The sequence below is a fragment of the Mycobacterium innocens genome (genome assembly GCF_900566055.1).
Taxonomy (GTDB): Bacteria; Actinomycetota; Actinomycetes; order Mycobacteriales; family Mycobacteriaceae; genus Mycobacterium; species Mycobacterium innocens.
Genome location: NZ_UPHQ01000328.1, coordinates 1 through 3086, shown reverse-complemented (window position 1 = coordinate 3086; position 3086 = coordinate 1). Strand labels below are relative to the sequence as shown.

Sequence of the window (3086 nt, the reverse complement as noted above, 5' to 3'; positions counted from 1 at the left end):
AACCTGCAAAACGCCATCAGATACGCCCAGCACACCGCCGCCGAACTCGACACCGCACACCAACACGCAGCGCACCTCGCTGCCGCCGAACCAGCACACCAACTATCAAGCCCCAACACCAAACGCCCGGGGCCAAAATTCATGCAGATCAGTGGGGCCAAACCACTTGACGAAACGCACGCAACACCTGTGCCGGAGCTCCGCGTGCTAGTCGAGATGGCATCTGCTTCGACTTGGAAGGCCCGATGCAGCCGGTCGATGATCTCGGGTGTGCGGTTGTCGGCGAGCAGGGCGCAGTGCCTGACCAACGAACGCCACCTTGCTAACCTATGAACTAACCAGGTTATATATTTTCTGCTCGAAGAGGAGCGGCGATACCCACATCGCAGGCGGCACAGGTGGGATCGTCAACACGAATCGCCGAGTGTCTGATGGACCTTCGGAAGGGATGAGAATGTCCGAACAGTTCATGATCATCGACGCCTGGGTACAGCCGTGGCCCGCCGAGATCACCAGCTACATACCGGCGCGGAACTCTGGCATGTTGGACCGCTTCTCGCACGGCAACAGGGTGCTCGCTGGAATCACGCTGGAGGAGATGGTTGCGGAGATGGACGCCGCCGGCATCGATCACGCTCTGTGCTCAGCGGGCCCGTTGGTTCCCAACAACCTTGTGGAGGAAGCGGTCGGCCGATATCCCGATCGATTCACCGGGATCGCCTCGGTCGACCCATGGTCCCCGGACGGCGTCATGCCCGCGGTCCGGGAATTGCGCCGGCTGGTGCGCGACAAGGGGTTCAGGGGCCTCAAACTGGAGCCGTTCATTCAGGACAAGGTGCCCACAGAGGCGCAGTGGTACCCGCTTTACTCAGAAAGTGTCGAGTTGGATATCATGCTGCAGATTCAAGTCGGCGGGACCGGACCCGCCACTTACCCATCCGAGACCGGACGACCGTGCTACGTCGACAGGATCGCTATCGACTTCCCCGAACTGCGAATTGTCGCCGGCCACATCGGCTGGCCGTGGACGGAGGAGATGATTGCCGTCGCAGTCAAGCATCCCAATGTCTGGATCGACACAAGCGCGCATCTGCCCAGGTACTACCCTGCCGCCTTTGTGCACTTCCTCAAGACTTTCGGACGCCGCAAGTGCATATGGGCCAGCGACTGGCCGATCCAGGAATTCGCGCCATCTCTGAAGGGCGTAGACGAGCTCGGCCTCTCCACGGAGGGTCGCAAGCTGTTTTTGCACGACAACGCGGTCGAAGCCTTCCGTCTAGACCGCTGATCGCAGCACGACGATTGTTCGCGCCATCCCATGTGTTACCGTGATATATATAACCAGGTTAAATAATTAGGAAGCAGATGCCCGTCATGCGCCGTGAGCCGGACGTGCGTTCCGACGTCTGCCTGCACGCATGCCCTCGGACGCTAACCCCGGTCACCGACCTGAAGTCGCTACAGCGAAGAGTGCAGCAGGGTGGTGCTGCCGCCACAGCCGAGCTCCACCAGGCCCACGTCGGGTTCGCCGTCCGCGAGCGCCTCACGCTGCTACTCGAGTGGCGCGGCGGCTTCTGTGAGCTGTATCGGTTCGCGGGGTCGGGAAGCGGCGATCCGCGCGGCGGCGGACTCGTCATGGGCATCGGTGGAGATGTGCGGGAAACAGCTGATCGTCGTCGCCAAGGGTCCGACCGTTCGACGCGCGTCTTTGTCCCCGATCGCGATCGTGAAGACCGTGCCCGCATCTGGCTTGCTCGCCAGGTGATTGCGCGCCTGCCGGGAATAGAGGCCCTGAGGGGCGGCCCACCACCGTTGAACTGGACTACACGGTGCTTTCGATACTCGCGGCTCCATGGGTGGCCGCGCCGACGAAGTGATGCTGTGCGTGCTCTCGCGACCTCGTCGATGGAACGTTCGTCAATCAAACGCAAGGAGTTGTGAACATCATGACTGCAACATCCACGGCTTCCGCCGCAGCCGAAGCCGTCGAGCGCGTGCTGCTCGAGAAGGATCCGGAAGCCCACATCGCCCGGATCACCCTCAATAACCCGGCCAAGAAGAATGCCGTCACTCCTGAAGACTGTGCGCGCCTGGGGGAGCTTCTGGACGACGTCGCCGAGGACGACGCCATCAAGGTGGTCATCCTGCGCGGTACGGGCGGCATCTTCACGACCGGCGCTGACCTGTCCCGGGCCTACGGCTGGTACGACACACCGGGCGACAAACGCCGGCCGAGCCAACGGCGGCGGTTGCGTGTCGACCGCCGCACGCAGCGAATGTTCCACGAGCTCAACGGCTTTCCTAAAGTGACCATCGCCCAGGTCGAGTCATTCGCGTTGGGCGCCGGGCTCGAGTGGGCGCTGGGCGCCGACCTCGCGGTCGTCTCGCGTCAGGCCAAGCTGGGCATGCCTGCGGCCCGATTCCTTGGTCCGGTGCTGGGTAACATCGCCCTGTTCCTCTATCGCCTGGGACCCGTGCTGACACGCGACCTACTCCTGACCGGGCGGATGGTTGAGGGCGCCGAGTTCGAGTCCCCACGGGTGTTCGCCCGGTTCGCTGAGGAGGCCGACGTCGCGGCCGTCACCGAAGAACTCGCCGCCCAGGTGGCGAAGATGCCTGCTGACGGGCTCACCATCGCGAAGGAGGCCTACCGGCTGGTCGAGGCCAGCTCAGCGCTCGGGCTGGAGGAGACCACGGCCTACCTCTTCCATAGTTTCGCCACTAACCTGCGCTTCGAGCCGGACGAGTTCAACTTCGTCAAGGAACGCGCCAAGGCCGGTACCTCGGCGGCGTTCAAGAAGCGCGACGAGCACTACGAAAACGGAACGGGCTGATGACGGTACTGCCGCCGAACGTGCTTGTCGTCGGCGGCACCTGGGTATCGATCGGGCCGCGTACGTTCTCCGGCGTGCCGTTGCTCGCCGGACTGTTACGGTCGCCCGTGACCTTGAGTCAGGTTTGAGGTGTTTCTGACTTTGCGATAGAGATTCGCGTTTGATCAGACAACATCGTCGGGGTCCTGGATGGGTTCAGTGTGCCTTTGCTGGCGGTGCCAGGCAAGGCGGCGTTTGTGGGCTTGTTCGAGT

General features: G+C 62.8%; 2 protein-coding genes. Both read left to right on the top strand.

What is annotated here, in order from left to right; translation table 11 throughout:
- Positions 1–469 precede the first annotated feature (469 nt).
- A complete protein-coding gene (locus EET03_RS29425) occupies positions 470–1288 on the top strand; it encodes an amidohydrolase family protein (RefSeq protein ID WP_075542574.1) in 819 nt (272 codons plus the stop codon).
- Between the two features lie 658 nt (positions 1289–1946).
- Complete coding sequence (locus tag EET03_RS29415; RefSeq protein WP_075542573.1) at positions 1947–2834, top strand: enoyl-CoA hydratase/isomerase family protein; 888 nt, start codon at positions 1947–1949, stop codon at positions 2832–2834.
- Positions 2835–3086: the final 252 nt, after the last annotated feature.